At 56.9% G+C, this 26,729-nt stretch carries 28 protein-coding genes, 1 pseudogene and 1 other annotated feature; of the genes and pseudogenes, 9 read left to right on the top strand and 20 right to left on the bottom strand.

The window, feature by feature from the left end; all coding sequences use genetic code 11:
* Positions 1 to 10 precede the first annotated feature (10 nt).
* From uhpB to ivbL, 5 genes are all read right to left on the bottom strand, one after another.
* Positions 11 to 1,495, bottom strand: coding sequence for a signal transduction histidine-protein kinase/phosphatase UhpB (uhpB, locus tag ABLU80_RS10350; RefSeq protein WP_162777731.1), 1,485 nt, complete (start codon positions 1,493 to 1,495; stop codon positions 11 to 13).
* A 17-nt stretch (positions 1,496 to 1,512) separates the two neighbouring features.
* Positions 1,513 to 2,106, bottom strand: a complete 594-nt coding sequence (gene uhpA, locus ABLU80_RS10345) for a transcriptional regulator UhpA (protein WP_015369064.1) — start codon at positions 2,104 to 2,106, stop codon at positions 1,513 to 1,515.
* A gap of 150 nt (positions 2,107 to 2,256) precedes the next feature.
* Positions 2,257 to 2,544 carry an acetolactate synthase small subunit gene (ilvN, locus tag ABLU80_RS10340; RefSeq protein ID WP_016162014.1) on the bottom strand — a complete coding sequence of 96 codons (288 nt, stop codon included), beginning with the start codon at positions 2,542 to 2,544 and terminating at the stop codon, positions 2,257 to 2,259.
* A 3-nt stretch (positions 2,545 to 2,547) separates the two neighbouring features.
* Positions 2,548 to 4,236 carry an acetolactate synthase large subunit gene (gene ilvB / locus ABLU80_RS10335; protein WP_087858887.1) on the bottom strand — a complete coding sequence of 563 codons (1,689 nt, stop codon included), beginning with the start codon at positions 4,234 to 4,236 and terminating at the stop codon, positions 2,548 to 2,550.
* A gap of 104 nt (positions 4,237 to 4,340) precedes the next feature.
* The gene (ivbL, locus tag ABLU80_RS10330; RefSeq protein ID WP_016162016.1) at positions 4,341 to 4,436 is read right to left on the bottom strand and encodes an ilvB operon leader peptide IvbL; all 96 of its coding nucleotides are present in this window, start codon (positions 4,434 to 4,436) and stop codon (positions 4,341 to 4,343) included.
* Between the two features lie 12 nt (positions 4,437 to 4,448).
* Here ivbL and ABLU80_RS10325 point away from each other — a divergent pair.
* The 5 genes and pseudogenes from ABLU80_RS10325 (at position 4,449) to emrD (ending at position 7,904) form a co-directional block, all read left to right on the top strand.
* A pseudogene (locus tag ABLU80_RS10325) lies at positions 4,449 to 4,617 on the top strand (hypothetical protein).
* Positions 4,618 to 4,987: 370 nt separating this feature from the next.
* Positions 4,988 to 5,107: a type I toxin-antitoxin system toxin TisB gene (gene tisB / locus ABLU80_RS10320; protein ID WP_004145059.1), complete on the top strand. Its 120-nt coding sequence runs from the start codon at positions 4,988 to 4,990 to the stop codon at positions 5,105 to 5,107.
* Positions 5,108 to 5,196: 89 nt separating this feature from the next.
* Positions 5,197 to 5,643: a GNAT family N-acetyltransferase gene (locus tag ABLU80_RS10315; protein ID WP_200782668.1), complete on the top strand. Its 447-nt coding sequence runs from the start codon at positions 5,197 to 5,199 to the stop codon at positions 5,641 to 5,643.
* A gap of 67 nt (positions 5,644 to 5,710) precedes the next feature.
* Positions 5,711 to 6,544, top strand: coding sequence for a DMT family transporter (locus tag ABLU80_RS10310; protein ID WP_015369060.1), 834 nt, complete (start codon positions 5,711 to 5,713; stop codon positions 6,542 to 6,544).
* Positions 6,545 to 6,719: 175 nt separating this feature from the next.
* Complete coding sequence (gene emrD, locus ABLU80_RS10305; RefSeq protein WP_015369059.1) at positions 6,720 to 7,904, top strand: multidrug efflux MFS transporter EmrD; 1,185 nt, start codon at positions 6,720 to 6,722, stop codon at positions 7,902 to 7,904.
* Positions 7,905 to 7,974: 70 nt separating this feature from the next.
* Here emrD and dsdC read toward each other — a convergent pair whose 3' ends face one another.
* A complete protein-coding gene (gene dsdC, locus ABLU80_RS10300) occupies positions 7,975 to 8,898 on the bottom strand; it encodes a DNA-binding transcriptional regulator DsdC (RefSeq protein ID WP_020077633.1) in 924 nt (307 codons plus the stop codon).
* A 223-nt stretch (positions 8,899 to 9,121) separates the two neighbouring features.
* On the opposite strand from dsdC, the gene dsdX reads away from it, so the two are divergent.
* Entirely contained in the window at positions 9,122 to 10,459 is a 1,338-nt protein-coding gene (gene dsdX / locus ABLU80_RS10295) for a D-serine transporter DsdX (protein ID WP_047041683.1), read from the top strand.
* A 16-nt stretch (positions 10,460 to 10,475) separates the two neighbouring features.
* Positions 10,476 to 11,804 (top strand): D-serine ammonia-lyase, encoded by a 1,329-nt coding sequence (dsdA, locus tag ABLU80_RS10290; protein WP_348849948.1) that lies wholly within the window; start codon positions 10,476 to 10,478, stop codon positions 11,802 to 11,804.
* Here the strand turns inward: dsdA and ABLU80_RS10285 are convergent.
* The 5 genes from ABLU80_RS10285 to ABLU80_RS10265 all read right to left on the bottom strand — a co-directional run bounded on the left by ABLU80_RS10285 (position 11,801) and on the right by ABLU80_RS10265 (position 16,025).
* Entirely contained in the window at positions 11,801 to 12,289 is a 489-nt protein-coding gene (locus ABLU80_RS10285; protein WP_047044633.1) for a hypothetical protein, read from the bottom strand. The genes dsdA and ABLU80_RS10285 overlap by 4 nt on opposite strands.
* Complete coding sequence (locus ABLU80_RS10280; RefSeq protein WP_348849947.1) at positions 12,286 to 12,648, bottom strand: DUF202 domain-containing protein; 363 nt, start codon at positions 12,646 to 12,648, stop codon at positions 12,286 to 12,288. The genes ABLU80_RS10285 and ABLU80_RS10280 overlap by 4 nt, the downstream gene beginning before the upstream one ends.
* Positions 12,638 to 12,985: a DUF202 domain-containing protein gene (locus tag ABLU80_RS10275; protein ID WP_015369053.1), complete on the bottom strand. Its 348-nt coding sequence runs from the start codon at positions 12,983 to 12,985 to the stop codon at positions 12,638 to 12,640. The genes ABLU80_RS10280 and ABLU80_RS10275 overlap by 11 nt, the downstream gene beginning before the upstream one ends.
* Before the next feature lie 98 nt (positions 12,986 to 13,083).
* On the bottom strand, positions 13,084 to 14,406 hold the full coding sequence (locus tag ABLU80_RS10270; RefSeq protein WP_348849946.1) for a 6-phospho-alpha-glucosidase: 1,323 nt from the start codon (positions 14,404 to 14,406) through the stop codon (positions 13,084 to 13,086).
* Positions 14,403 to 16,025, bottom strand: coding sequence for an alpha-glucoside-specific PTS transporter subunit IIBC (locus ABLU80_RS10265; RefSeq protein ID WP_015369051.1), 1,623 nt, complete (start codon positions 16,023 to 16,025; stop codon positions 14,403 to 14,405). The genes ABLU80_RS10270 and ABLU80_RS10265 overlap by 4 nt, the downstream gene beginning before the upstream one ends.
* A gap of 297 nt (positions 16,026 to 16,322) precedes the next feature.
* On the opposite strand from ABLU80_RS10265, the gene ABLU80_RS10260 reads away from it, so the two are divergent.
* On the top strand, positions 16,323 to 17,069 hold the full coding sequence (locus ABLU80_RS10260; RefSeq protein ID WP_063446789.1) for a GntR family transcriptional regulator: 747 nt from the start codon (positions 16,323 to 16,325) through the stop codon (positions 17,067 to 17,069).
* Here the strand turns inward: ABLU80_RS10260 and ABLU80_RS10255 are convergent.
* From ABLU80_RS10255 to ibpA, 3 genes are all read right to left on the bottom strand, one after another.
* Positions 17,037 to 18,698 carry a putative transporter gene (locus ABLU80_RS10255; protein ID WP_032713024.1) on the bottom strand — a complete coding sequence of 554 codons (1,662 nt, stop codon included), beginning with the start codon at positions 18,696 to 18,698 and terminating at the stop codon, positions 17,037 to 17,039. The two genes, ABLU80_RS10260 and ABLU80_RS10255, sit on opposite strands and share 33 nt — an antisense overlap.
* 123 nt (positions 18,699 to 18,821) lie before the next feature.
* Positions 18,822 to 19,250 carry a small heat shock chaperone IbpB gene (gene ibpB, locus ABLU80_RS10250; protein ID WP_015369047.1) on the bottom strand — a complete coding sequence of 143 codons (429 nt, stop codon included), beginning with the start codon at positions 19,248 to 19,250 and terminating at the stop codon, positions 18,822 to 18,824.
* Positions 19,251 to 19,366: 116 nt separating this feature from the next.
* A complete protein-coding gene (gene ibpA, locus ABLU80_RS10245; RefSeq protein ID WP_015703892.1) occupies positions 19,367 to 19,780 on the bottom strand; it encodes a small heat shock chaperone IbpA in 414 nt (137 codons plus the stop codon).
* Positions 19,774 to 19,848: a sequence feature (ROSE (Repression Of Heat Shock gene Expression) occurs in the 5'-region of heat shock genes and acts as an RNA thermometer to modulate expression.), on the bottom strand. Its footprint overlaps the gene before it by 7 nt.
* Before the next feature lie 233 nt (positions 19,849 to 20,081).
* Here ibpA and ABLU80_RS10240 point away from each other — a divergent pair.
* The gene (locus tag ABLU80_RS10240; protein WP_015369045.1) at positions 20,082 to 20,411 is read left to right on the top strand and encodes a YceK/YidQ family lipoprotein; all 330 of its coding nucleotides are present in this window, start codon (positions 20,082 to 20,084) and stop codon (positions 20,409 to 20,411) included.
* A gap of 1 nt (position 20,412) precedes the next feature.
* Here the strand turns inward: ABLU80_RS10240 and ABLU80_RS10235 are convergent, their stop codons facing one another.
* The 6 genes from ABLU80_RS10235 to dgoR all read right to left on the bottom strand — a co-directional run bounded on the left by ABLU80_RS10235 (position 20,413) and on the right by dgoR (position 26,516).
* Positions 20,413 to 21,639, bottom strand: coding sequence for a DUF3748 domain-containing protein (locus ABLU80_RS10235; RefSeq protein WP_213796550.1), 1,227 nt, complete (start codon positions 21,637 to 21,639; stop codon positions 20,413 to 20,415).
* Between the two features lie 51 nt (positions 21,640 to 21,690).
* Positions 21,691 to 23,028 carry an MFS transporter gene (locus ABLU80_RS10230; protein WP_032713020.1) on the bottom strand — a complete coding sequence of 446 codons (1,338 nt, stop codon included), beginning with the start codon at positions 23,026 to 23,028 and terminating at the stop codon, positions 21,691 to 21,693.
* Positions 23,029 to 23,205: 177 nt separating this feature from the next.
* Positions 23,206 to 24,354 (bottom strand): galactonate dehydratase, encoded by a 1,149-nt coding sequence (dgoD, locus tag ABLU80_RS10225; RefSeq protein WP_016946147.1) that lies wholly within the window; start codon positions 24,352 to 24,354, stop codon positions 23,206 to 23,208.
* Positions 24,351 to 24,968 (bottom strand): 2-dehydro-3-deoxy-6-phosphogalactonate aldolase, encoded by a 618-nt coding sequence (locus ABLU80_RS10220; protein WP_004181595.1) that lies wholly within the window; start codon positions 24,966 to 24,968, stop codon positions 24,351 to 24,353. Before ABLU80_RS10220 ends, dgoD begins: the two co-directional genes overlap by 4 nt.
* On the bottom strand, positions 24,952 to 25,830 hold the full coding sequence (locus ABLU80_RS10215) for a 2-dehydro-3-deoxygalactonokinase (protein ID WP_227393429.1): 879 nt from the start codon (positions 25,828 to 25,830) through the stop codon (positions 24,952 to 24,954). The genes ABLU80_RS10220 and ABLU80_RS10215 overlap by 17 nt, the downstream gene beginning before the upstream one ends.
* Positions 25,827 to 26,516: a D-galactonate utilization transcriptional regulator DgoR gene (gene dgoR, locus ABLU80_RS10210; protein WP_015369039.1), complete on the bottom strand. Its 690-nt coding sequence runs from the start codon at positions 26,514 to 26,516 to the stop codon at positions 25,827 to 25,829. The genes ABLU80_RS10215 and dgoR overlap by 4 nt, the downstream gene beginning before the upstream one ends.
* Between the last annotated feature and the right edge of the window lie 213 nt (positions 26,517 to 26,729).

Genomic DNA, 26,729 nt, shown 5'->3' with positions numbered 1-26,729 from the left:
GGCGCTCCTTTCAGGCGTAACGCAGCGGTAAATTGACGCACACGCGGGTACCGTGTGTACAGGAGATAGTTAACGTACCGCCCAGCGCGGTCACGCGCTCACGCATGCCGGTCAGGCCGAACCCCTGCAGATTCGACCCCGGCGGCAGGCCGCAGCCGTCATCTTCCAGCACCAGCATCAATCGCCCATCCTGCTGCCAGCCCTGGAGGGTGACGGCGCTGGCGCTGGCGTGCTTGACGATATTATTCAGTCCCTCCTGGCAAACGCGAAACAGCGTCACGCGCTGGTTTTCGCTTAGCCCCGCCTCGTTAATCCGCCATTCGAGATGACTGACGATACCGCGGTCTTCCAGTTCCATTTCACGCATCAACGAACGTACTGCCTGTTCAAGCGGCAGATCGTCAAGCTGGCGCGGACGCAGACGACCAAGCAGTCTTCGCACAGAGTCGTAAACCCCCAGCGACAGCTGTTCTATCAACTGGCCGCTTTGCCGTACGCTGGCGTTGTTTGGTGCCAGACGCTGCACGATCCCCGCCTGGGTGCGAATTGCCGTGATAGTCTGGCCAATATCATCGTGGAGCTCGCGCGCCACGTCACGCCGCACGCTCTCTTCCGTTTCCAGCAGGCGTTCCGCCAGCCGCCGATTACGCGCCAGCTCGTTCTGTAGCGACAGGTTAAGCTCGCGCAATCGCTGGATCCCTGCTCCCAGCAGCAGCCCGGTCAGGCTCTGGGCCAGCAGTGAAAGCAATAAATCAACCGGGTGATCGTGCCAGGTCTGGCTGGCAATCAGCGCAATGGCGTTCATCAGGGTGGCGATCAGCGCCCCCTGCCAGCCGTAGTGCCAGGCGAGAGCGATAATCGGCAGCGCCAGACAAAAAGGGGTAAAGCGGGAGAGTTCGGCGGGCAACCCGAGCTGTAGCCACAGGCTGACGGTAAAGAGCAGCAGGTACCAGATCAGATGCCGGCCACGCCAGTTAACCGGCTGCGACACCAGCGACGGCCCCAACGGCCGCCAGACGGTACTGGTCAGATAATGCCAGATAACCAGGCAGGTCGGCGCCAGCGTCAGGCCGCCGGTCAACGTCAACAACAGCGCGGTCAGTCCCTCACTGCCTTCTTGCGCCAGCCACGGCAGCGATTGCAGCAGCGAGGCGGCGATCAGCGCCCCGCCCTGGCGCAACAATGTCAGCCAGTCTCGCTGCTGGCGATAGCGTGAAATCAATGCCACCGGCAGCAGGGTCAGCAGACTTCCGGTCATCAATATTATCGGATGCGCCAGCGCCACTTCCTGCGCCAGCCAGAAGATAAGCAGCCACTCGGCTCCCAGCAGCACCGGCCAGTAGCCACGCGGGCATTGCAGCATCAGCCCTAAACGCAGGCCAAAGGGAAACAGCAGCACCGCTAAATCCGCGCGTTCCACCAGATGCAGACTGATACTCCACAGGCAGAACCAGGCGGCTGAGAAGATAAAGGCGCAGCCGATCACCGACAGCAATCGTGAAACGACGGTGTTCATTGCCAGCTATCGAACATGCGGCGCGCCAGCTCAACGTCGTTACTGACGCCCAGTTTTTCCAGCAGGTTGGCGCGATGTACGTGAACGGTTTTCGGCGACAGACCGAGCTCAGCGGCGATCTCTTTCACCGCCATACCCTGCGCCAGCTTTTCCGCCACCTGGCGTTCGCGTTTGGTGAGCGGATCCTGGCGCCCGGCGGCCAGCTTCATGGCGATATCCGGCGTGAGATAGCAACCGCCCGCCGCCACCGTGCGGACCGCGGCGATCAGTTCATCGGGACTGCAGCGTTTCGACAGGAAGCCGCGCGCGCCGGCGTTCAGCGCCTGCTCGATCAGCGCCGGGCTATCGTGCACCGACAGCATGATGGTCGCCATCCCCTTCGGCAACTGGCTTAACAGCTCCAGCCCGGAAATATCCGGCATTGAGATATCGCAGATACAAACCTGTACACCGCGCCCCGGTAGCCCCGCCAGCGCCTCGCGTCCACAGCCGAATTCAGCGACAACCTGAAAATCAGCTTCCAGCCCCAGTAGCTGAGCAAAACCGGAGCGGACAATCAAATGATCGTCAATAAGGGCGATGGTAGTCATGGTGTTTCCTGGTGCCTGAAAGCGCCGGATGGCGGCGTAAACGCCTTATCCGGCCTACGGATTCACTCCCTGTAGGCCGGATAAGCGCAACGCCATCCGGCAAAGGCGCTTACCTTAGCGGTAAGCGCGTAGCTGTTCAAGCCTTGAGCGCTATTCGAAGAACACCGCAATTTTGTTAAACATGGTGGGATCGGACTGGTTACGCGCCACATTGGTGACATCTTCCAGCTTTTCAATCTGGCTAATCATCTGCCCCAGCCGCTGGTCATCATTTACCAGCAGCCATATGCGGCTGTGCTCGCTGCCCTGAATCGGCAAGCAGAGAATACCTTCAACGTTAAACGCGCGGCGGGCAAATAGCCCGCAGACGTGGGTCATCACACCTGGGTGGTTGCGGACGGTGAGTTCCAGAATGACGTTATCGTGTTGCTTTTGCATGGCTTATTCCCCCACCATCTCAGTATTGGCCGCACCCGGCGGTACCATCGGATACACTTTTTGCTGCGCGTCGATACGCACGTGGATCAACGCCGGACCAGGGCGGTCGATAATCGCCTGCAGCGCCGCCTGCGGATCGGCTTCGTTATTTAAATCACAGGTTTGCAGACCAAAACCGGCGGCTATCTGCATAAAGTTAATCATCCCCGGATAGGTCGCGGCGAAGACGCCCTGCTGATAGAACAGGCTCTGCTGCTGATGCACCAGCCCCAGCGCTTCGTTGTTCATCAGGATAATTTTTACATCCAGCTGATTTTCGGCGGCGGTGGCCATCTCCTGAATATTCATCATCAGGCTGCCGTCACCGGAGAAACAAATAACCTTCCGCTGTGGATTGGCCAGCGCCGCGCCGATGGCCGCCGGCAGGCCGAAGCCCATGGTGCCGAGACCGCCGGAAGTCAGCCACTGGCGCGGACGGTTGAGCGGATAGGCCTGCGCCGTCCACATCTGATGCTGACCCACATCGGTGGTGATGATCGCCTCATCATCAACGCAGGCGGCCACGGCGTTAATCAGGCCGTAATGGGAGAGCGGATCGCTTTCCTGCGGGATGGCGCAGGGGAATTCTCTTTGTAAATCAGCCACCAGCTGGCGCCACTCATCACGCGGCTGCGCCTCAATCTGCGGAATAAGCTGGGCTAAGACCTCCGCCACATCGCCCTGAATCGCTACGTGCGGTTGCTTAATTTTGCCAAGCTCAGAGCGGTCGATATCGACGTGAATAATCTTCGCGTTCGGGCAGAACTGCTCGGTCTTGCCAATCGCCCGGTCATCAAAACGCGCGCCTAAAACAATCAGTAAATCAGCTTCTTGCAGAATAAAGTTAGTGCTGCGCGCGCCGTGCATCCCCAGCATCCCCAGCGACAAAGGATGCGCCTTCGGCAACATACCCAGCGCCATTAAGGTCATGGTGGTCGGCAGGTTGGCTTTTTCCGCCAGGTCCCGAATCGGCTGCGGCGCGTTAATCACGCCGCCGCCCAGATACAGTACCGGGCGTTTCGCCGCGTTGATCATTGCCGCCGCTTCACGCACGCTTTCAGGCGCGAATGCCGGTGCCGGGGCGCGCTCGCCAGGCTCAGGCAGCGTTTCCAGTTCAATCGTCGCCGACTGCACATCCTTAGGAATATCTATCCACACCGGGCCCGGTCGCCCGGACTGGGCAATACGGAAGGCGTCGCTCATCACCTGCGGCAGCTCGGCGATATCGCGCACCAGGTAGTTATGCTTGGTGATGGGGATAGAGATGCCGTAGGTATCGACTTCCTGGAAGGCGTCGGTGCCGATCATTGAGGCCGGAACCTGCCCGGTGATGCAGACCAGCGGAATAGAATCGAGGCGGGCATCGGCGATGGCGGTAATCAGGTTGGTGGCGCCAGGGCCGCTACAGGCCATGCAGACTGCGGGTTTACCTTCGGTACGCGCCATCCCCTGAGCGATAAAACCCGCCCCCTGCTCGTGGCGTGCCAGGATGTGGCGGATCTGCGTGCTTTGGCTCAAGGCATCATAGATAGGCAGGATGGAGCCGCCCGGAATGCCGCTGACCATAGTGATACCCTGGCGTTCCAGTAAATGAACAACCAGCTGCGCGCCGGTAAAGCGCATTGTGTTTGATGTGGTGCCCGAACTTGCCATGCTCCAGTCCTTTTATTCTGGGCCGACTTTACCGGGGGGCTCGCCAACAAAAAACCCCGCTCGGTTTGCGCCGGCGGGGTTTGGAATTCGTGTTGTTCCGGACCCTACGGCGCATTGCCGACGACGACCACCACAGACACGACGACCACCGCGGCAGGCGCGGTTTTTAGTAGGGTCGAAGTCATCATGGCAGCGTTCATTAGGGACCTGTTGTGTCGAAAAATAAGCTGAATTTATACAAACACAGGTTTTGCGTTTTCACAATGGATTTATTTTCATCCACGAGAATTTGCGCGAAAGATCACAATTCGCGACATCAGCGGCAGAAAACAAAAAACCCCGCCGGAGCGAGGTTTTTATCAGCATTTTCACGGATGGTAGCCGCAAGCACACTGTATTACGTCAACGACAAAAGTATACGCGATCGCTGCAATTCGCGCAATTTAAGGTCGAAATTTCTCTGTCATAGAGTATGGACGACGGGTGCGAATTTGTCCAAAAAACACTGTTCATACATACAGTATTTATCTATACTGGATGTGTTCACTTTGTGCCATTCGGGGGCCGCAAGTTTGACCGGCGCAACGAAGTCCTGGCTGAAACGGGTGGTGCCGTCAGTGCCTTAACCCCGAGAGAGCACACTGTGTTACGTCAACAATGCGTCGTGTCCGGCCCGTACGGCCATCACTACGCAACCCCTGTGAGAACAGGGATAAGCTGGCAACAGGCAGCGGAAAGGTACGTCAGCTTATTGTGCTCCTTAACCACAGGAGACGCGCGTATGGGCGGAATGGATATTATTATTTTAATCCTGAAACTCATGGTTGCTGTGTTGCAACTACTTGATGCAGTCCTGAAGCAGTTCCGCTGATTCAGGTTCAAGTCGCACCTGAGGGGGGCGGGAAACCGCCCCCCTACAGGCGTCCTTCGGGCGTTCCGGGAAGACTTGATGGAGGAACCATGCCACCGCTATTAATCGCCGCAACAACGCCGGAGGATCCGGGGTTCGTTGCGCTGCGCTCCGAAAGCCTTGAACAGCACTTCAATATGCTGCGCCGTCTGGCGGAAAACTGGCAAAGCGGCAAAAACCGCTTTAACGCCCCTGGTGAAAAGCTGCTGGGCGCGTTCGTCCGTGGCCAGTTAGTTGGGGTCTGCGGTCTGAACGTCGACCCCTTCAGCCAGCAGCCGCGGGCCGGGCGCATTCGCCATCTCTATATTCGCGATAGCCATCGCCGCCAGGGAATTGGCCAGCAGCTGCTGGTCTCGGTCATCACCCATTCCGGCGCCTGGTTCGATTTCCTTAACACCCATGCCCCGGCGCAGGCCTGGCCCTTTTATGAACGCTTTGGTTTCCGCCCGGTATACGATGAGCCGCGGGTCACGCATCGCCTGTTCTGCTCGCTGTAAGCGCGGCTGGCTGGCGCAGCGGGCGCGTGTTACAGTCCGCTGACCTTAACTGCTGAATCTGCCTGCGATGACCATCACCGTTTTCTGCATTTTGCTTTTCGCCGCACTGCTCCACGCCAGCTGGAACGCTATCGTCAAAGCCAGCGGCGATAAAATGTACGCGGCGATAAGCGTCAGCGGATCGGCCTCGCTGATTGCCCTGGTGATGCTCCCCTTCGCGCCGCAGCCGACGCTGGCCAGCGCCCCCTATCTGGTGGCGTCATGTGCGTTGCAGGTGGTGTATACGGTACTGGTGGCGAAGACCTATCAGGTGTCGGATATGAGCCAGACCTATCCGCTAATGCGCGGCACCGCGCCGTTGCTGGTCGCGGCTATCAGCGTGATATTTCTCGGCGATCGCTTATCGCCGCTAGCCTGGTTGGGTATTGGCGTCATCTGTCTGGCGATTCTGGCGATGGCCTTTAACGGCCGCGTCAGTTCCCGCAAAGGCATCATGCTGGCGCTGATCAACGCCTGTTTTATAGCGGGTTATACGCTGGTGGACGGCACCGGGGTACGGTTGGCGGGATCGGCGCTCGGCTATACCCTGTGGACCTTTTTTATGAACGGTTGCTGCCTGCTGTGCTGGGCGATGGTGGCGCGGCGGCGCGAAGCCAGCCGTTATTTACGCCAGCACTGGAAAAAAGGCATCCTCGGCGGCGTCGGCACCATGGGATCCTACGGCCTGGCGCTATGGGCGATGACTCAGGCGCCGCTGGCGGTGGTCGCCGCGCTGCGTGAAACCTCCATTCTGTTCGGCGCACTGATCGCGTTTATCGTCCTGAAAGAACAGGTGGTAGCGCTGCGCATCGTTGCCGCCTGCGGTATTGCCGCCGGAGCAATCCTGCTGCGCCTCTCATAGATTAAAATGGCAACATTAGTTGCCGATCCTGTTTACAAAACCTGCCTGAATTTTCCCCAACAATCGGTGCTATGTAGTTGTTCTGTCATTTTATTGTGGTAGATTCCTCCATCGTTTAAGGGGTGTGCCAGTCACATATTCTTCATTTCTCATTGCTCACGAAGTATTCATCGACATGAAACGGCATAAGAACTTCAATTTGTTGTTGATGCTGGTACTGCTGGTGGCCGTTGGCCAGATGGCGCAGACCATTTATATTCCGGCTATCGCCGACATGGCGGTATCGCTTAACGTCCGTGAAGGGGCGGTACAAAGCGTAATGGCGGCCTACCTCCTGACGTACGGCATTTCGCAGCTGTTCTACGGCCCGCTCTCTGACCGCGTGGGCCGCCGCCCGGTGATCCTCGTCGGGATGTCTATTTTTATGCTGGCGACGCTGGTTGCCATCACCACCCATAGCCTGCCGGTATTAATCGCCGCCAGCGCCATGCAGGGGATGGGCACCGGCGTCGGCGGCGTGATGGCGCGCACCCTGCCGCGAGACCTGTATGAAGGCGCGCAGCTGCGTCACGCTAATAGCCTGTTGAATATGGGAATACTGGTCAGCCCGCTGATTGCGCCGCTGCTCGGCGGCATCCTTGATACCCTGTGGAACTGGCGCGCCTGCTACGCTTTCCTGCTCATACTGTGCGCTGGCGTAACGATTAGTATGGCGAAATGGATGCCGGAAACGCGCCCACAAGGCGCGCCGCGGACGAAACTACTGGCCAGCTACAAAACGCTGTTCGGTACCGGCGCCTTTAACTGTTACCTGTTGATGCTGGTGGGCGGACTGGCCGGGATTGCGGTGTTCGAAGCCTGTTCCGGCGTGCTGATGGGCGCGGTCCTTGGCCTGAGCAGTATGGCGGTCAGTATTCTGTTTATTCTGCCGATCCCGGCGGCGTTCTTCGGCGCGTGGTTCGCTGGCCGTCCGAATAAACGCTTCTCAACGCTGATGTGGCAGTCGGTTATCTGCTGCCTGCTGGCGGGAATTATGATGTGGTTACCGGGGCTGTTCGGCATTATGACCGTCTGGACACTGCTGGTGCCTGCGGCGCTGTTCTTCTTCGGCGCGGGTATGTTGTTCCCGCTGGCTACCAGCGGCGCGATGGAACCATTCCCGTTCCTCGCCGGTACCGCTGGCGCGCTGGTTGGCGGCCTGCAAAATATCGGCTCCGGCGTGCTGGCCTGGCTGTCGGCAATGATGCCGCAAACCGGGCAAAGCAGCCTCGGCCTGCTGATGATGTTAATGGGCCTGTTGATTCTGCTGTGCTGGCTGCCGCTGGCCTCGCGCTTTACCAGCCACCAGCAGCCTGTCTAAGCGCCGCTGGCGCTCCCCGGATAGCGGCTTACGCCTTATCCGGGCTACACCCCCGGCGGCTGCTTTTGCCTTATGTCAGGCTGTGCAACCATTCGATAAAGGCGTCGATTTTCGGCCACTGACGGCCCGGCAGGGTCGTCACATAGTAGTGCTGGTGACACTTCAGCGTCATGTCGCCGAACGGCGCGATAAGCTCCCCGCTTTCTAACCGCTTCTGCACCAGCCGTTTACGCCCCATCGCTACCCCGACGTGATTCATCGCCGCAATCACCGCTAAATCAGAACGATCGAAGCCGATACCCGACGATTGCGGCAATTCAATCGCAAATTGCTGCGCCCAACTGAACCACTCATCGGTACCGGAATCATTGCTCCATGCCTGGCGGTCATGGAGCAATGTGCAATAGCGCAGATTGCCTGGATTGTGGGTTAACTGCTGCTGTTGCGCGTAATTCGGCGTACATACCGGCACGATCGCTTCATCCATCAGAAAATGATGGCTTAGCTGTGATGACGGCGCATCATCAAAATAGATTGCCAGATCGATACCCGCCCGCTGTAGATTGACGTTATCGTTGCCGGTGAGCACAGTCAGCGAAATGGACGGATAGCGGCGAGTGAAATCCCCCAGCGCCGGTACCAGCCAGCACTGCGCGATCGACGGGCGCGAGTACACCGTCAGCGTGCCGGAGAGCTCCTGATTTTTAATATCCAGAATCTCCTGGTTAAGGCTATCCAGCGAGGATTTCAACGCCCAGAATACCCGCCGCCCCTCGCGCGTCAGCTCCACCTTGCGGTGCGAACGTATAAATAGCTGAATACCCAGCTCTTCTTCCAGCTGGTTGATGCGATGGCTAACGGCGCTCGGCGTCAGTGACAGCTCTTCCGCCGCCAGTGCAAAGGACTCATGGCGAGCCGCGACTTCAAAGGTATACAGCTTTGACAACTGCCAGCCGTTCAGCAGCCGATTACCCATCTCTTTCATCACATCCATCACGATTCCCCGCCTTTTCTTTGCCGGTAAGTGTAAAAAAAACGCAGCCGGATCGCGCCTGAAAGATGAATAAAAGTGACCCAATACACATTTAACGGTCTATTTAAGAACCAAATCACGCTTTTGCATCAATCTGTCTCACCTGAAAGGCGATTTATATCGTTTGTCAGCCTATGTCGCTTTTCTGTTCAATAACCACACGTTATTTACGGCGAGGTGGGGTATGGAATCTCAAATCTGGGTGGTATGCACGCTATTTATCAGTATCGTGTTAATCGTTTTAACGATCGTCAAACTGAAGTTTCATCCGTTTCTGGCGCTCCTGCTGGCGAGCTTTTTCGTCGGCGCGATGATGGGCATGGGGCCGCTGGATATGGTCAACGCCATTGAGAGCGGTATTGGCGGTACGCTTGGCTTCCTGGCAGCGGTGATCGGTCTCGGTACCATCCTCGGGAAGATGATGGAAGTCTCCGGCGCGGCGGAACGCATCGGCCTGGCGCTACAGCGCTGTCGCTGGTTGTCGGCAGACGTAATTATGGTGCTGGTTGGCCTGATCTGCGGTATTACGCTGTTTGTTGAAGTCGGCGTGGTGCTGCTAATCCCGCTGGCGTTCTCCATTGCCAAAAAAACCAATACCTCGCTGCTGAAGCTGGCCATCCCCCTGTGTACCGCGCTGATGGCGGTGCATTGCGTGGTGCCGCCGCATCCGGCCGCGCTGTTCGTGGCGAATAAACTCGGCGCAGATATCGGTACGGTCATCGTCTATGGCCTGCTGGTGGGCCTGATTGCCTCGCTGGTTGGCGGCCCATTGTTCCTCAAGCTGCTCGGCAACCGCCTGCCGTTTAAACCGGTGCCGACCGAGTTTTCTAACCTTGAAGTACGCGAAGAATCGACGCTGCCCTCGCTCGGCGCTACGCTATTTACCGTGCTGCTGCCGATTGGGCTGATGCTGGTGAAAACCGTCGCTGAATTGAATATGACTAAAGGCGGCACGCTGTATATGTTGCTGGAATTTATCGGCAACCCGATCACCGCGATGTTTATTGCCGTTTTTGTCGCTTATTACATTCTTGGTATTCGTCGCCAGATGGGGATGGGCGTCCTGCTGACCCATACTGAAAACGGCTTCGGATCGATTGCTAATATTCTGCTAATTATTGGCGCGGGTGGCGCGTTCAACGCGATTTTGAAATCCAGCGGCCTGGCCGATAGCCTGGCGGTGATCCTCTCGAATCTGCATATGCATCCGATTCTGCTGGCCTGGCTGGTGGCGCTGATCCTTCACGCCGCCGTCGGTTCCGCTACCGTGGCCATGATGGGCGCCACCGCTATCGTCGCCCCGATGCTGCCGCTGTATCCCGGCGTAAGTCCGGAGATCATCGCTATTGCCATCGGTTCCGGCGCGATTGGCTGCACGATCGTAACGGATTCCCTGTTCTGGCTGGTGAAACAATACTGTGGCGCAAGCCTCAGCGAAACATTCAAGTATTATACGACGGCGACATTTATCGCTTCTTTACTTGCACTCGCTGCCACCTTCCTGCTTTCTTTCATCATCTAAGCGAACGAGACGTAATATGAAAAACGCTGACCTGACCCAATTAACCGCGACCTTCCCGCTTGTGCAGGAGCTGATCGCGCTGAAAGAAACCACCTGGTTTAACCCGGCGACGACGACGCTGGCGCAAGGTTTGCCCTATGTCGGCCTGACCGCCGAAGATGTAAAAGACGCTCACGAACGCCTTCAGCGCTTCGCGCCGTATCTGGCGGAAGCCTTTCCGGAAACGGCCGCCACCGGCGGGATTATCGAATCAGAAGTGGTTGCCATTCCAGCAATGAAACGCCGCCTCGAGCAACAATTCAATCAGCCGATTAATGGCGATCTGTTACTGAAAAAAGATAGCCACCTGCCGATTTCGGGTTCCATTAAGGCGCGCGGCGGCATTTATGAAGTGCTGACCCATGCGGAAAAGCTGGCGCTGGAAGCCGGGCTGCTCACCATCGCGGATGATTATCGCAAATTACTGACGCCGGAATTCAAACAGTTCTTCAGCCAGTACAGCATCGCCGTCGGTTCTACCGGCAACCTCGGTATGTCGATCGGCATCATGAGCGCGCGCATTGGTTTTAAGGTGACGGTGCATATGTCGGCGGATGCCCGCGCATGGAAAAAGGCCAAACTGCGCAGCCACGGCGTAACGGTCGTTGAGTATGAAGAAGATTACGGCGTGGCGGTCGAACAGGGGCGCAAGGCGGCGGAATCCGACCCAAACTGCTTTTTCATCGACGATGAAAACTCGCGCACGCTGTTCCTCGGCTATGCCGTGGCCGGCGAACGCCTGAAAGCGCAGTTTGCCCAGGCAGGACGCGTGGTCGATGCCGAGCACCCACTGTTTGTCTATCTGCCATGCGGCGTTGGCGGCGGCCCCGGCGGCGTCGCATTCGGCCTGAAACTGGCGTTTGGCGACCACGTTCACTGTCTGTTCGCCGAACCGACCCATTCCCCATGCATGCTGCTCGGCATTTACACCGGGCTCCATGACCAGATTGCGGTGCAGGATTTGGGGATAGATAACCTGACCGCCGCCGATGGTCTGGCGGTCGGCCGCGCTTCCGGCTTCGTTGGCCGGGCGATGGAGCGCCTGCTCGACGGCCTGTATACCCTCAACGATCAAACGATGTACGACATGCTGGGCTGGCTGGCAACGTCGGAAAACATTCGCCTTGAGCCGTCCGCGCTGGCCGGTATGGCCGGGCCGCAGCGCGTCTGCGCCAGTAAAGCGTACCATCAGCTACAAGGACTGAGCGACGAACAGCTACGCCACTCCACCCACCTGGTATGGGCGACCGGCGGCGGCATGGTGCCGGAAGAAGAGATGGCGCAGTATCTGGCGAAGGGGCGTTAAATCGCCCGCAGCAGCGGCATCAGTTCGCCCGGTGACCGCTGCTGTTTACGCAGATCGCGCATGACCCGCATACAGGGCGCGCTGGCGACATAGAACTGGCGGTAGCCTTCACAGAGCGGATCGTCGTCGCCTGCGCATAATCGCCGCCACGCACAGACAAAACAGGCGCTATTGGCGGCCACCTGCCGTTGTTCGCGCAGCGGTTCGCCGCACCAGATACGCAGGGTTTCCTCAAATAACGTAATCGTTATGCGGCCAATATCTTCCCGCGCCCAGATATGGAAAATGGCGCAAAGGAAATTTCCCCATGCATTGGCATCTTCCGCTCTGAGCTGCGGAATAAAACGAACGGCGCGCACGCCCTGCGCGCGTAGCTCCCGATATAGCTGCTGCGGTTGCTGGCAATGGTGGCGATAAACTTTCACCTCCTGTACTGCCGGTTCGTTGTGAGCGAGGGAGTGGCATTCTGTCCGACATCCTGTCATGTCACATCCTTAAGAAATAAAATAATCTGCCGTAGATGCGTTACAGCAAACAATAATGACAGCGAAAGCACTGCGAGGGAGATCAAAAATTTGTCACGAACTGCTCCCGGCTGCAAAAAATCGCTCTCGCCGACATCCATTAAATGGCGGCTGCAGGTGTAGCGCCAGAGAACGATCGCCACCACAGCCAGTACGCCAATCGATATCCAGAACGCCAGCCCGGCGCTATGCCAGTTATGCTTAATCGCCAGCGCCATCAGCGCCCCGTAGCCAAGCAGAGTACGGAACCACGCCAGCGAGGTGCGCTCCGGCTGCAAACCAGGATCACTCTCCCGCCGCGCCCGGCGTTTATCCGCCATACAGCACCAGCAGCATCACCGCCGCCACGACCGCCAGCAGCAGGACGCTAATCACCAGCAGCGTACGGGTATAGGGAAGATCCTGCTTCAGGCGCATCGCCTTTTCGTTACTCAACCAGCGCAGATAGCCATACACCGCCAGCCCGCCGGCAAACAGGCACAGCAGCAGCGCCAGCACTTCGCGAATAAGCGGAGTGGCAAAATCCGGCGCCAGCTGATCGAGCCCGACGCCCGCGGCGAGAAAGCCGAGCGCCGTACGGATCCACGCGAGAAAGGTGCGTTCATTGGCCAGCGAAAAGCGGTAATCCGGCGCTTCGCCAATGCGGGAAATTTTCATCAGCAGTCCTTGTTCGTCAGGCAAACAGGCCACAGCATAGCCTAAATCACGAACAGGAGAGAAGAACCGGCACCCGATGGATGCCGGTAAAACGAGGGTTAATGCAGCTCAGGCCAGTATGCTTTATTGGCGGCAATCAGGTCATCGAGGATCGCTTTCGCCACCGAGGCGCTCGGTACGGTTTTCGATAGCGTAATCGCCTGCCACAGCTTGTGATATGAACGCTGCTCCCACGCATCCACCACCAGTTTTTCCACCGCCACCTGCTGGCTCATCATCCCTTTCTGGAAATGCGGAATATCGCCCACCGTCAACGGCTCCGGTCCGTTATGACCGACCAGACAAGGGATCTCTACCATCGCGTCGGCATCAAAGTTATGGATTGCGCCATTGTTCGGCACAATCAACAACATTCGTTCCTGAGTGTTAAAGGCGATAGCCGTCGCTAAATCGACGATATACGACGCGTGTTCATCGATCTCCAGATCGCCCGCGGAAGATTTACCGGCGGCAATAATCGCCCGGCAGGCGCTAAAGACGTTTTTCTCCCGATGATCCATTACCTCATTCGCGCGGGTACGCTCCGGGTTGGAGTGCGCGACCACGTAATCCGGGAACAGATAATATTTCAGGTAAGTGTTTGGCATCGTTTGCGGATCCAGCGCCTGTACATCTTTCGCTTTGGCAAACGTATCGTTCCAGCTGGCTTCGGTGTGCGGGTCGTTCGATGGCGGTACATAGCCGTATTTCGCCACATAATCGCGCAGTTTCGGCATCAAATCGTTGCCGTCGAGATCTTCAATTGAGGTCCACCAGCCGAAGTGATTAAGGCCGTAGTAACGCACGCGCATCTGTTTGCGGTCTTTCAGCCCGACGATTTGCGCCATCCGCCCTTCAATGCCGATCGGCATATCGCAAATATTGAGAATTTTTGCATTAGGTCGCAGGCGGCGGGTAGCTTCAGCCACTATCGCTGCCGGGTTGGAGTAGTTAAGCATCCAGGCGTTTGGCGAATATTTTTCCATGTAATCCACCAACTCCAGCACGCCGCCGATAGAGCGCATACCATAGGCAATCCCGCCCGGTCCGCAGGTTTCCTGACCCAACACGCCGTGGCGCAGCGGTATTTTTTCATCTTGCTCGCGCATCGGGTATTTGCCGACGCGGATGTGCGCCATCACGAAGTCGACATCGCTAAAGGCGGCCTGCGGGTCGGTGGTGTAGCTGAACTCAATCTCTGGCGCCTGTTCTTTGAGGATAATTTTACAGGCTTCGGCGATAGTCTCCTGACGCGCGCCGTCGTTGTCATAAAATTTTAGCGCCCGCAGCGGGAAACGATCGCGGTTTGCCAACAGCATTAAAACGATGCCAGGGGTAAAGGTACTGCCGCCGCCTGCGATAACAACTGAGAATTTTTTCATGATACTGCCTCCGTCATGGTGGTGTGTTCGGTCGATAAAGAATCTTTCATTAAGGTTTCCAGCTGGTCGCGAACCTGCGGGACATGCAGACCAACAATGACCTGAATGCCGTTGCCGCGGCGGACCACGCCGTGAGCGCCGAGTGCTTTAAACACCTCGTCGCTTTGCGTTTTCGCCATATCCACCAGCGCAATACGCAGTCGGGTGGCGCAGTTATTGATGCTTTCAATATTGCCGGCCCCGCCCAGCGCCTGCAGGAAGCCGGCGGCCTGACCCAGCTTGTTTTCCGCAGCTGCCGCCACGCTGGTTTTACCGCGCGCCTCCTGATAATCCGCTTTGCTGTAAAGCTTGATTTCGCTGTCTTCGCGACCCGGCGTTTTCAGGTTCAGGCGCAGAATCAGGGTGCGGAAGATGACGAAGTAGATGCCAGTAAAGCAGACGCCGATGCCTATCTGGATAAACATCATCGACGCGTGGTGATGGAACATCGGGATCCAGTTTTGCGGCAGGAACTGATCGAGCAGGCCGCCGCCGAAGTTCCCCACGACGCCGCAGATATACATCACCGTCGCCATGGTGGCCGCCAGCAGCGCATGCACGGCAAATAGCAGCGGTGAGATAAACAAGAAGGTAAACTCGAGTGGCTCGGTAATGCCCACCAGCACCGCTGTCAGGGTGGCGGGGATCAGCAAACCGGCGACCTTCACCCGGTTTTGCGGCGCGGCGGTGAAGTAAAGCGCCAGCGCAATACCCACCGAACCAAAGACTTTCGAATTGCCATGCAGCGCAAAACCGCCCTCAGGGAACAGCGTTTTCAACGGTTCAACGCTCTGGCTAAATTCCTGCAGATGCTGCGCCCAGTAGACCTGGATGCCGCCTTCCACTACCGCCGGACCAAAGATAAATGGCCCATAGACAAAGTGATGCAGGCCGGTCGGGATCAAAATGCGCTCAAGAAAGATGTAAACCCACACCCCGAGCGCGCCGGCTGAGCGCAGGAAAGCCTGCAGCGACTCAATCCCCATCTGTACCTTCGGCCAGCCGAGCAGCGTTAGCCAGGCACAAGGGATCATCGCGAGAAAAGCAACTATCACCACGAACGACGATCCCTGAAAAATACCCAGGAACACCGGCAGCGGTTTATCGAAGTAACGATTGTGCAGCGCGGTGACGATGCCGGAGATAACGATGGCCCCGATAATGCTGGTATCCAGGGTTTTAATCCCGGCAATCATCGTCAGGCCGCTTCCCGCCGTGGGATCCAGGGTAAAATCAACGCCGAAGAAGTGGCCCCAGGTCATCCCCATGGCGTTGATGAAGTAGTTCCAGGTAAGAAAACTGACCAGTACCGCCAGGCAGGCCCGGCCCTGGGCCTGCTTCGCCAGGCCAATCGGCAGGCCGACGGCGAAAATCAGCGGCATATTACGAAAGACGGTCCAGCCGCCCTCTTCAATGATGTGAACAATTTGCGCGAACAGGCTATCGGGTGCGGTGAGCGCTTCGCCGACAAACATCGGATTACGCAGCATAATAGCGATACCCACCACAATCCCGGCGAATGGGAACAGCAAAACCGGGGTAAACATGGCGCCGCCAAAGCGTTGTATTTGACTGAGCATTTGAAAATCCTCATGTAACAACTCGTAGGGTAAGTGGCCTTTTTTTGTTCTTTACCGGCCTGCTTCGAGCATAGGAATTCGCCCCGTCGGCAACATGCTGCGCCGCTGCGATTCGTGATCGCATTCATGGTTTTAATTCGGTCAATGTTGTCTACTTTTTGCGTAAAACATAGACACGATGAATGGAGGTGACGAAATCAACGTCATCTATAGTTTTTAATTTATTGTTTTTTATAATTTTATAATTCACGTCAGCTGGCCATCGCTGATTCATCAATGACGAATAGAGGTCTACTGGTGATCTACAAATCTATTGCTGACAAACTGCGTTTACGGCTCAACTCTTCCGATTTCAACATTGGTAGCCCGCTACCGGGCGAGAAAAAACTGGCGCAGGAGTTCAGCGTGGCGCGCATGACCATCCGCAAAGCCATTAACCTGCTGGTGGAAAGTGGATTAGTGGTGCGCCGCCACGGCTCCGGTACCTATGTCGCACGCAAAGATGTACACCATGAGACCAGCAACCTGACCGGGCTGGCGGAAGTTCTGCGCCAGCAGGGTAAAGAAGTGGTAAGTCAGGTGTTGGTATTCGAAGTGATGCCCGCGCCGCCGGCTATCGCCAGTCAGCTGCGAATTAAAATTGATGAACGGATCTATTTCTCACGCCGGGTGCGCTACGTCGATGGTAAACCGCTAATGCTGGAGGACAGTTATATGCCGGTTAAACTGTTCCGCCATCTGTCGTTGGGTCATCTGGAGGGGTCGAAGTTCGACTATATCGAGAAAGAGTGCGGTATTACCATCAGCGGCAACTATGAAACCCTCACCCCGGTACTGGCGGATAAACAGCTGGCACGCTCAATGAACGTGCCGGAGCAGACGCCGCTGCTGCGCATTACCTCGCTTTCCTACAGCGATAGCGGCGAGTTTCTTAACTATTCCGTGATGTTCCGCAACGCCAGCGAGTATCAGGTGGATTACCACCTGCGCCGGGTCCAGGCACAGAGCCCGCTAACTCAGCCCCCAGAACAGCACGGCCAGTAGCTGAGGGGTGATTATCCGCAGGAACATCACCAGCGGATAAACCGTGGCGTAGGAGAGCGCCGCCGCGCCGCTGGTGGCGTGCAGGTTGTTGGCGAAGGCCAGCGCCGGCGGGTCGGTCATTGAGCCGGCCAGCATGCCGCAGAGGGTCAGATAGTTCATCTTCGCCAGCATCCGCGCCAGTATGCCCACCGTCAGCAGCGGGATAGCGGTGATGAAAATACCGTAGGCTATCCAGCTGAGCCCCTCGCCGTGGAGCAGGGTGTCGACAAAATCGCCGCCGGACTTCAGCCCCACCACCGCCAGAAACAGCACGATACCGAGTTCGCGCAGCGCCAGGTTAGCGCTCGGCGGCATAAACCAGTACAGCTTGCCGATGCTGCCGATACGCCCGAGGATCAGCGCCATAATCAGCGGCCCGCCGGCCAGCCCCAGTTTCAACGCCGCCGGAAAACCGGGAATAAACAGCGGAATAGACCCCAGCAGCACCCCGAGACCAATACCGATAAACACCGGTAGCATTTGTACCTGCTGCAGCTTTTGCTGTGCGTTGCCGAGTTCATTGGCCACCGCGTCAATGGCCTGTGGACGCCCAACTAAGTTAAGAATGTCGCCAAACTGCAGGCTGGCATGGCTGCTGGCCACCAGCTCCACCCCGGCGCGATTAAGCCGCGAGATCACGACGTCATAGCGTTGTTTAAAGTGCAGATCGCGGATTTTCTTCCCTAAGACCTTCTCGTTAGTGACCACCACGCGTTCCACTTTGAGATCGGTTCCGCGCGTTGAGAGCGAGGTCGCCACCTCTTTACCAATCACCAGCTGCGCATTGTGTAAATCTTCCGGCCGCCCGACCAGGTGCAGCAGATCGCCATGCTGGATAAGCGTACCCGGCGCCGGCACCATCAATAGCTCATCGCGCTTCAACCGCGAGCAGATAATTTTGTCGCTGTTGAGCATTGGCACATCCTGAATCGCCATATTATTCAGGTTCGGGTTCTCCACCCGCACGTTAATGGTATGCAGATGAGCGTGCCCGTTGCCGCTGCTCTCATCAAACTGCTGCGCCTCTTTTTCCACATTAATGCGAAAGAACAGCCGCACCAGCCACATGGTCAGCAAAATGCCGCAGATACCAAACGGGTAGGCCATCGCGTAACTCATCCCCATCTGATCGACGACATCAAACGGCAGGCCAAGATCGCGCAGGATTTGCTGCCCGGCGCCAAGCGCGGGGGTGTTAGTGACCGCCCCAGAGAAGATGCCGAGAACGACCGGAAGCGGAATATTGAACAGTTTATGCAGGATCGCCGTCACCAGCCCGCCAAGTACGACGATAAGAATGGCGAACAGATTGAGCTTAAGTCCGGAGACGCGTAACGAGGCAAAAAAGCCCGGTCCGACCTGAATACCGATGGTATAGACGAAGAGAATGAGGCCGAATTCCTGGATAAAATGCAGCATCGGGCTGCTCAGCGTAATCCCTGCCTGATCCACGAAGTGGCCCACGATAATGCCGCCAAACAGCACGCCGCCGATACCAAAACCGACGCCGCGGATTTTGACATTGCCGATCCACAATCCCACTACCGCAACCAGCGCCAACACGCTGACGGTCAATGCTATATCACTCATACTATTTTCCCTGTGAATAACATTATTGTTAGCAGGGATTATGACTGAAGGCGGGAATACTGTATGTAGTCCCGCGCACAAAAAAGCCCCGAGTTATCGGGGCTTGAAAGCGATGTGGCTTAATTAACTATTCAGCGCCGGGCGCTCGCTAATGGCGATACGCTGAGGGGCGGCGACTTCCGGCTCGTGGCGGGTTAAGTCGATATGCAATAAGCCATTGGTAAAGGTGGCGCCGGAGACTTCCATATTGTCGGCAAGAGTGAAACTCAGGCTGAAGGCCTGATTCACCAGCCCCTGGTGCAACCATTTGGTCTCTTTTTCAGCGGCCTGCGGCGTGCCTTTAACGGTCAGACGCGTACCTTCCAGCTGAATATCCAAATCTTCCTGACGGAACCCGGCTACCGCGAGGGTAATGCGGTAATGGTTATCGTCGCTTTTTTCGATGTTATAGGGCGGGAAGGTTTGGCTTTCACCGGCGGTTTGCAGGGCGTTAGCCAGTTTGTCAAAACCGATCCATTGACGCAGCAGTGGGGATAAATCGTAGTTACGCATAGTGTTTTCTCCTTCTGAGAAGCGAGTAGGTACCTGCGAATTCAGCGAATTCGCATCTGCTCCCTGACGGCGAGCAAGTTGTTTATTCAGGCCGCCGCGCGGCCTGAAGCGGGCAATTAGTTAATTTCGATACGGCGCGGTTTGTTCGCTTCCGGAATCACACGTTCCAGATCGATATACAGCAGGCCGTTGACCAGGTTCGCGCCGCGAATATGAATGTTATCGGCGAGCTGGAATTTACGCTCGAAGTTGCGCTCCGCGATACCCTGGTACAGGTAGGTGCGCTCTTTCTGCTCGGCGGCATGGGAGCCTTTCACCACCAGAAGATTGTCTTGCGCGGTTATCTCTAATTCGCTTTCCGCAAAACCGGCGACGGCAATCGCGATGCGGTAATTGTTTTCATCTACTAATTCAACGTTATACGGAGGGTAGCCGCCGTTGCCCTGGCTTTGATTATTTTCTAACAGGTTGAACAGACGGTCGAAACCAATAGCAGAACGATAAAGCGGGGAGAGATCGAAATTACGCATAGTAAATAGCTCCTGAAATCAGCGAGAATTCAATGGCTTTCCATCATGAACAAGCCGTTATGACCCGGAATACCCCTCAGGCGTATCCTCATTGGGTGACACTACTAAAATGGGTGTGCCCCGACGCTTTTCAAGGCCTTTTAGGCCAAATTTTTTTGCAGTTTGCTGGCGAATGCTTAGACTGGTTGCAAAGCACAAAAGGCAAAGTGCGATACTCGCCACAGTGCAGTGCAATAACGCTAGGCATTCACGGGACGGCTCGTTATAACCGAAGTAACCCCGATAAAATGACGGAAGAGTGATGAAAAGCGGATTGTTAAAGCTGGTCCTGTTCAGCGGGATGATTAGTTTGGGCGGTTGCTCCAGCGTGATGTCGCATACCGGCGGCAAGGAAGGAACCTACCCAGGCACGCGCTCCAGCGCCCATACGCTGGGCGATGACGACACTAACTGGGGCGTGAAATCGCTGGTGGCCCTCGATATGCCGTTCACCGCGGTCATGGACACGCTACTGCTGCCGTGGGATTTATTCCGCACCGATAGCTCGGTCAAATCGCGCGTCGAGAAAAGCGAGCAGGAGACGCTGGCGACCAACTCCGTCATCCCGCCAGCGCCAATGCCTTCGCGCTAAGCTAGCGCTGCGTTTCGGTTATCCATAACTGGCGATAACCGTCGACGTCTTCCATCCACGCCAGGTATTTGCCATCCGGCGAAAATACGACGGCATCCGCGGACGGCGGATTTTCGCGATCGGTCGTCAAATAACTTACCGCGCCGCTGCGGGCATCGCAGAGCGCGATTTTGTTTTCCACCACACATCCCAGCCACGCACCCGACGGATGCCAGTTAAATGCTGACTGGATGCCCGTTGCCGTATGTGTCAGCTGGCGCGGCTCCCCGCCCGCAGGCGGGATAAGCCACAGCTGTACAACGCCTGCGTCATCACGCATCAGAAAGGCGATCTCGGTGGCCTGCGGATTGGCGCGTACCCAATGGCGCGGTACATTCACCAGCCCCGGATAGCGGCGCTGGTGGGTAAAGGTCAAGCGGCGCTGGTTAATGTCGGCCGGCGGCGCGGGCAGCGTCGTTGCGGTACCGGCCAGCGGCATATCGCCCTGCCGCTTCCAGCCCGCCTCATCCCGCGGCAGCGTCACCATAAACAGTTCAGGCACTTTGTCGCCGTTTTCCGCCAACGTATCGCCAATGAACGCCAGGGCATGATTACCCACCCATCCCTCTTCATAGGCGCGATTGATCTCATCGCTGCCCGGTAATGGGTTCGCCGTGGTACGGCTCACCAGCACGCACCAGTGGCTGCCGGCATATTCACGGGGATGCGTGCCCTGCGGGCTCACCGGGCCATAGGGCGCGGCCACGCCAACGTTGCGCAGATCCAGCGCCGGATCGTACTCGTGCAGTACGTGGTCGTTATAGGTGAAGCTAACAAACTGGCCGTCAGGGCTGAAGACATGAACATGGCTGCCGCCGCGCAGCGCGCCGGGGGTATAAGGCGCAGTAATATCCAGCGCATCAAGATTGCGGGTTTCACCCTGCCAGCTCACCACCCCGCGGCGGTGATGAAAATCGTAATGCCAGTTGGCATCCGGGTGTTCCGGGCCGTGAATAAAAACGTATTTATCTTGCGTCGGGTGTACGGTGACCACGCCAACGCAGGCGCCGTCAGCGGCGCGATAGAGCGTCTCAACGGCGCCGCTATGGATATTCACCCGCTCAATGGTCTCGCCGGTGAAAGAGGCCCCCGACGGGCGGACGTCGAAAACCAGCCACTGGCTGTCCGGGGTCCAGGTATTGATATTGGTAAGCTGATGGTGACGGGGAGCAAAAGTGACTTGTTTCATGACGATACCCTGATGCGAGACTTACGCATCAGGGTAGCGTATCGCCAAAATTTAGCCTACACGTTTCACATCGCCGACCAGCAGGATATAAGACAGCGCGCCGATCAGCGCCACCACGGAGATATAAACCAGTGCCGGGCCAAAGCCATAATCCTGCGCCAGATAACCAATCACCAGCGGGACGGTGATACCGCCCAGTCCGCCAACAAAGTTAAACACCCCGCCGGTCAGGCCGATCAGGCGCATCGGCGCCAGGGAGGAGACCAGCGACCAGGTGATAGACGCAAAACCGTTGCCGAAGAATGCCAGCGCCATCAGCGCCATGATCCACACGGGGTCGTTGGTATAGTTTGCCCCCATGATGCAGGTGGAGATCAGCAGCCCGCAGATAATCGGCGTTTTGCGCGCCACGCCCAGCGAGTAACCTTTTTTCACCAGCTTATCCGCCAGCCAGCCGGAGAGCAGGACGCCAAAAAACGCGGCGAGGAAGGGCACCGTAGTCATAAAGCCGGCCTTCAGCGCGGTAATGCCTTTTTCCTGGGTTAAGTAGTTCGGGAACCAGGTCAGGAAGAACCACAGCGTCGAGGTAACCGCGAACTGCCCAAGGTAAACGCCAACCAGCTTACGGTGAAAGACGAGCTTCCAGTCCGCTCTGGATAATGGTTGACGCGCCTCTTTCTTCAGCGGCGCATCGCCATCCACCAGGCCGCCGCCGTCGCGGATATAGTCGAGTTCAGCTTTGCTGATGCTTTTAGTCAGGCGTGGCGGTTGATAAACCTTAAACCAGATTAACGACCAGATAATGCCGATCCCGCCGGTAACGATAAATACCCAATGCCAGCTTAATAGCTCCTGGATCCAGATCAGTAGCGGCGTGAGGAAGGCCAGGCCCACAAATTGCCCCGAGGTATAAAACCCGACGGCAGAGGCGCGTTCGTGCTCCGGGAACCAACTGGTCACCATGCGGTTATTGGTCGGGAAGGCTGGCGCTTCGAAGATGCCGGTAATGGCGCGTAAACCAATCAGCGACATTAAGCCGGTGGCGAAGCCTTGTAACAACGTCGCCACCGACCAGCCAAATATAGCGATAAAGTAGGTGAGTCTGGATCCCACGCGGTCAAGGAACCAACCGCCAGGGATCTGGCAGAGGGTATACAGCCAGGCAAAGGCGGAGAATACGTAGCCCATTTCCGCTTTGCTAATACCAAACTCCTCCTGAATATGCGCCGAGGCGACGGCGAGGTTGGCGCGGTCAACATAACAAATAACCACGGTAATAAAGATCATGATGAGCGTCAGATAACGGCGACGCCCGGTTTTTACAGCGGTAACTGAAATATCCATCGCAATCTGTCTCCAGATTTTGGGCATAGCGAAGCCGCTCACCATGCCCGGTAATTTACAGAGGGTGTTTTTGTTTTTTATTAATAACTATGTTGCGATGCGCTAAATAATTCGTGCTGGGGAAAGGCGGCAAATTTTCGCATCCCTGGGAGCATACAATAGTATGTGACCAGGGTAAGAAAATGCAGCCAACGCATCACCAGTGCGAAGTATGACGCGCATTTACCATTCGGCGACAGAGCCATCCTCATACCGCCACAACGGATTTCGCCAGTCCGGCGCATTTTTACTTAACTCAATCACGCGGGCCTCATCAATTTCCACGCCCAGTCCCGGCTTCATCAGAGGTTTAAAGAAGCCGCCTTCCATATTGAAATCTTCTTTATTTTTCACAAAATCAAGCAGTTCGGCACCTTTGTTGTAGTGGATCCCCATGCTCTGTTCCTGGAAGACCGCATTATGTGAAACGAAATCGACGTGCAAACAAGCGGCCAGCGCGATCGGCCCCAGCGGGCAGTGCGGCGCCAGCCCAACGTCATAGGCTTCCGCCATTCCGGCAATTTTATAGCATTCGGTAATACCGCCTGCGTGCGACAAATCGGGCTGTAAAATAGCCACCCCGCCCGCTTCCAGTACCCGTTTAAATTCAAAGCGCGAGAACATACGTTCGCCGGCGGCAATTGGAATATGCGTTTGCGCCGCCAGCCGCGGATAATATTCCGCCTGCTCGGCTAATACCGGTTCCTCAATAAATAATGGGCGATATGGCTCCAGCTCTTTAATTAATACCTTAGCCATCGGCGCGCTAACGCGGCCATGAAAATCGAGACCAAACTCAATTTCATTGCCAAACGCTTCGCGGATTTGCGCTACGGTATTCACCGCCGCGTCAACCGCGCGGGAATTATCGATGAGCCCCATCTCTTCGCAGCCGTTTAATTTAAAGGTGTCGAAACCAATGCCGCGCAGCTTCTTAATCCCGTCAATTACTTCGGCGGGGCGGTCGCCGCCCACCCAGCTGTAGGCTTTAATTTTGTCACGCACCAGCCCGCCCATCAGTTGCCAGACCGGGGCATTCAGAACCTTACCTTTAATATCCCATAGCGCCTGGTCAATACCGGCGATGGCGCTCATCATAATCGGGCCGCCGCGATAAAAGCCGCCGCGGTACATCACCTGCCACAGGTCGTTAATCCGCGCCGGATCCTGGCCAATCAGGTAGTCGCCAAATTCATGAACGGCCGCCTCCACCGTGCGGGCGCGCCCTTCAATCACCGGTTCGCCCCAGCCGACAATGCCTTCATCGGTTTCAATCTTCAGGAACATCCAACGCGGAGGTAAACGGTACGTGGTGATATTGGTTATTTTCATTTCACTGCCTCTCGATACGCTTTTACGAATGCGGCTGCCTGTTGCGCGGTACGTTCAACCGGCTGGCCGGCGCGATAGAGATCGCTACCCAGCCCAGCCCCCACACAACCGGCATTAATCCACTGCGCCAGGTTTTCCGGCGTCACGCCGCCAACGGCAAAGACCGGAACCTCCGGCGGCAACACGGCTTTCAACGCTTTGATGTAATCCGGTCCAAAAGCCGATGACGGGAAGATTTTAAGCGCCTGCGCGCCGGCATCGAGCGCGCTAAAGGCTTCGCTGGCGGTGGCGCAGCCTGGGCACACGGTCATGCCGTAACCCACCGCTCGCCGGATCACTTCCGGTTGAATGTTTGGCGTCACAATCAGCCGACAGCCCATGGCCGCCAGCCTGTCGACCTGCTCCGGTTGCAGCACGGTGCCCGCGCCGATAAGCGCCTGCTCGCCGTAAGCATCGACGACCTGCGGAATACTTTTCTCCCACTGCGGCGAGTTCAGCGGGATTTCGACCGCGTCGAAACCGGCGTCGATAACGGCGCCAACGTGAGCCAGCGCCTCGTCTGGCGTAATGCCGCGCAGGATAGCGATAAGCGGAAGGTTAGTTTGCCACTGCATAAGCGATGCTCCTTATTCCTGTCTGAAATGCCGTATCGCCCGCAACCGCGGTGACTTCGCGGCCAATGGCGGCGAATGCCTGCTGATAGCGGGACGTTAACGATGATCCGGCGACGAGGCCGATCGCCTGCTGTCCGGCGAACGTGTCGCTGAGGGTGGCAACTTCAGCGCCAATCAGCAGGCCGGAAAGAAATTCGCTAACCTGCTCGCGAGGCAGCGCGCCCAGCACGTGCGAAGCACGAACTTCAAACAGCTGCGGCAGGACGGCGGGGTTGTTGATACCGCGCTGCAGACCGGCCGCGAATGCGGCAGCGGACGTTTCCTGCGGCGGTAAGCCGGCGCCCACCAGCGAGTGCTGAAGCAACAGATGATGCAACTCACCGGTCAAAACGGTACGAAAATCGTGAATTTGCAGGCGATCGGCCAGTACCCATTTGCAGTGGGTTCCCGGCATCACGTAGACAGATGAAGGGGCTAAGGCGCGTGCGCCCAGCAGTTGCGTTTCTTCTCCGCGCATGACGTTATGGTTATCGTCACGGGAAACGCAAAGACCGGGAATTATCCAGATATTGTCGCCAACGGCAGTTAACTGCTGGCCAATGTCCGAGAAAGCGGCAGGAAGCGGCAAATAGGGGGCGATTTTCCAGCCCACGTTGCTGCCGACCATCCCTGCCATCACCACCGGTGTGGCGCCATCGCGCCAGTGTTGGGTAATTTCCGCTAACACCGCAGCGGGAGAGCGACCGTTCAGGCGCGTTACGCCTGCTTCAGATTGCCTGCTTTCCAGGCATTCTTCGCCGTGATAAAGCCAGGCGCGTAAATTCGTCGATCCCCAATCTATTGCGATGTAGCGAGCCGTCATGTGATTTCCTTGAGCCTTCGTGTCGAGCTGGCGATCATCGTCAACGCCGCCTGCTCCGCCGCGTCGCTATCCTGATGCCGAATGGCGTCAAATAGCGCTTTATGTTCCTGGAGGGTTTTCGGCATGTTGCCTTCATCGCCCATCCAGGTCCGTTCAAATACCGCCCGCTGCAGCGAACTGATCGCCACGCTAAGCTGCTGCAAAACCGGGTTATGTACTGACTGCAGCACCGCTTCGTGGTAACGAATATCGGCCTCGTTAAAGGCATCCCGGTTTTGGTTGTTGGCGATCATGTCATTGAGCGCCGACTCGATTTCCGCCAGATCGCTCGAGGTGGCGCGCTCTGCCGCCCAGCGGGCAATGGCGGGCTCGACCAGGTTGCGCACTTCACTCATCGCGCTGATAAGACGCGGGTCATAATCATTTTCCAGTACCCACTGCAGTACCTCGGTATCGAGGTAGTTCCACTGGTTTCTCGGAGCGACAAACGCGCCTCGGTAACGCTTCATTTCGATCAGCCGCTTCGCCATTAGCGAGCGAAATACTTCGCGGATGATGTTGCGCGAAGTTTCAAACTCTTCACACAGTTCCGCTTCGGCCGGTAGCGCTGAACCCGGTACGTACTTACCGCTGACAATCTGTTTGCCCAGCGTGATCACGATGCGATCGGTCTTATTGAGAGTCATGGAGAGTCCTTATGCTCTATGTGTACTCCTCTACTTTACCGTCGCTGCTGAATTTCGCCTCACTTTTGTACTACTAGCGTGATGTCAGGCGTCGTCGTCATGAGCTAAATGTAGTACAACATTATTGTGTTGTACTACAATTTAGATCACAAAAAGAACAATCCATAAAAATAAAAGTGCCTGTGGCCACGACAGTTGGCGCCGTCAAAGCTG

The sequence above is a fragment of the Klebsiella sp. CN_Kp104 genome, assembly GCF_040064515.1.
GTDB lineage: Bacteria > Pseudomonadota > Gammaproteobacteria > Enterobacterales > Enterobacteriaceae > Klebsiella > Klebsiella aerogenes.
Note: the sequence above shows the minus strand (reverse complement) of the source record. Positions and strands in the feature narration are given on the sequence as shown.

Excerpts from the sequence above, each read along its gene's own strand:
- uhpA (WP_015369064.1), bottom strand. The coding sequence starts at position 2,106 with ATGACTACCATCGCCCTTATTGACGATCATTTGATTGTCCGCTCCGGT.
- ilvN (WP_016162014.1), bottom strand. The coding sequence starts at position 2,544 with ATGCAAAAGCAACACGATAACGTCATTCTGGAACTCACCGTCCGCAAC.
- ilvB (WP_087858887.1), bottom strand. The coding sequence starts at position 4,236 with ATGGCAAGTTCGGGCACCACATCAAACACAATGCGCTTTACCGGCGCG.
- ivbL (WP_016162016.1), bottom strand. The coding sequence starts at position 4,436 with ATGAACGCTGCCATGATGACTTCGACCCTACTAAAAACCGCGCCTGCC.
- ABLU80_RS10315 (WP_200782668.1), top strand. The coding sequence starts at position 5,197 with ATGCCACCGCTATTAATCGCCGCAACAACGCCGGAGGATCCGGGGTTC.
- ABLU80_RS10310 (WP_015369060.1), top strand. The coding sequence starts at position 5,711 with ATGACCATCACCGTTTTCTGCATTTTGCTTTTCGCCGCACTGCTCCAC.
- emrD (WP_015369059.1), top strand. The coding sequence starts at position 6,720 with ATGAAACGGCATAAGAACTTCAATTTGTTGTTGATGCTGGTACTGCTG.
- dsdC (WP_020077633.1), bottom strand. The coding sequence starts at position 8,898 with ATGGATGTGATGAAAGAGATGGGTAATCGGCTGCTGAACGGCTGGCAG.
- dsdX (WP_047041683.1), top strand. The coding sequence starts at position 9,122 with ATGGAATCTCAAATCTGGGTGGTATGCACGCTATTTATCAGTATCGTG.
- dsdA (WP_348849948.1), top strand. The coding sequence starts at position 10,476 with ATGAAAAACGCTGACCTGACCCAATTAACCGCGACCTTCCCGCTTGTG.
- ABLU80_RS10285 (WP_047044633.1), bottom strand. The coding sequence starts at position 12,289 with ATGACAGGATGTCGGACAGAATGCCACTCCCTCGCTCACAACGAACCG.
- ABLU80_RS10280 (WP_348849947.1), bottom strand. The coding sequence starts at position 12,648 with ATGGCGGATAAACGCCGGGCGCGGCGGGAGAGTGATCCTGGTTTGCAG.
- ABLU80_RS10275 (WP_015369053.1), bottom strand. The coding sequence starts at position 12,985 with ATGAAAATTTCCCGCATTGGCGAAGCGCCGGATTACCGCTTTTCGCTG.
- ABLU80_RS10270 (WP_348849946.1), bottom strand. The coding sequence starts at position 14,406 with ATGAAAAAATTCTCAGTTGTTATCGCAGGCGGCGGCAGTACCTTTACC.
- ABLU80_RS10265 (WP_015369051.1), bottom strand. The coding sequence starts at position 16,025 with ATGCTCAGTCAAATACAACGCTTTGGCGGCGCCATGTTTACCCCGGTT.
- ABLU80_RS10255 (WP_032713024.1), bottom strand. The coding sequence starts at position 18,698 with ATGAGTGATATAGCATTGACCGTCAGCGTGTTGGCGCTGGTTGCGGTA.
- ibpB (WP_015369047.1), bottom strand. The coding sequence starts at position 19,250 with ATGCGTAACTACGATTTATCCCCACTGCTGCGTCAATGGATCGGTTTT.
- ibpA (WP_015703892.1), bottom strand. The coding sequence starts at position 19,780 with ATGCGTAATTTCGATCTCTCCCCGCTTTATCGTTCTGCTATTGGTTTC.
- ABLU80_RS10240 (WP_015369045.1), top strand. The coding sequence starts at position 20,082 with ATGAAAAGCGGATTGTTAAAGCTGGTCCTGTTCAGCGGGATGATTAGT.
- ABLU80_RS10235 (WP_213796550.1), bottom strand. The coding sequence starts at position 21,639 with ATGAAACAAGTCACTTTTGCTCCCCGTCACCATCAGCTTACCAATATC.
- ABLU80_RS10230 (WP_032713020.1), bottom strand. The coding sequence starts at position 23,028 with ATGGTGAGCGGCTTCGCTATGCCCAAAATCTGGAGACAGATTGCGATG.
- dgoD (WP_016946147.1), bottom strand. The coding sequence starts at position 24,354 with ATGAAAATAACCAATATCACCACGTACCGTTTACCTCCGCGTTGGATG.
- ABLU80_RS10220 (WP_004181595.1), bottom strand. The coding sequence starts at position 24,968 with ATGCAGTGGCAAACTAACCTTCCGCTTATCGCTATCCTGCGCGGCATT.
- ABLU80_RS10215 (WP_227393429.1), bottom strand. The coding sequence starts at position 25,830 with ATGACGGCTCGCTACATCGCAATAGATTGGGGATCGACGAATTTACGC.
- dgoR (WP_015369039.1), bottom strand. The coding sequence starts at position 26,516 with ATGACTCTCAATAAGACCGATCGCATCGTGATCACGCTGGGCAAACAG.